This is a genomic window from Bradyrhizobium sp. Kon56, assembly GCF_055807635.1.
This window is the reverse complement of record NZ_JBVVOU010000464.1, coordinates 1-263: the sequence shown is the minus strand read 5'-3', so window position 1 is coordinate 263 and position 263 is coordinate 1. Positions and strand designations below refer to the sequence as shown.

Sequence of the window (263 nt, the reverse complement as noted above, 5' to 3'; positions counted from 1 at the left end):
CCGGCCTCGCGGAAATAGCCCTTGTCCTGGGCGATGAAGACGGGCGCGGAGGACGACAGGCGGAGCACGCCGATCCTGGCCTTCAGCGCGTCCTCGGCCCGCGCCGTGCCCATCGCCGTGATCGCCATCAGGCCAGCTAGCGCGAGCCGTACAATCCCGATCATCCCGTTTCCTCCAGTGGTTCTTTTGGTCGTTTTTGCAGTCCGTCAGAGCCCTTCGGGCACGGGCAGGTCCCGGCCGATAAAGGCGCCCTGTTGTTTCAA

At 65.0% G+C, this 263-nt stretch carries 1 pseudogene; it reads right to left on the bottom strand.

The annotated features are described in order from the left end of the window. Window positions 1–164 (bottom strand): annotated as a pseudogene (locus AC0L3B_RS39675) (ABC transporter substrate-binding protein); the annotation flags it as partial. Between the last annotated feature and the right edge of the window lie 99 nt (window positions 165–263).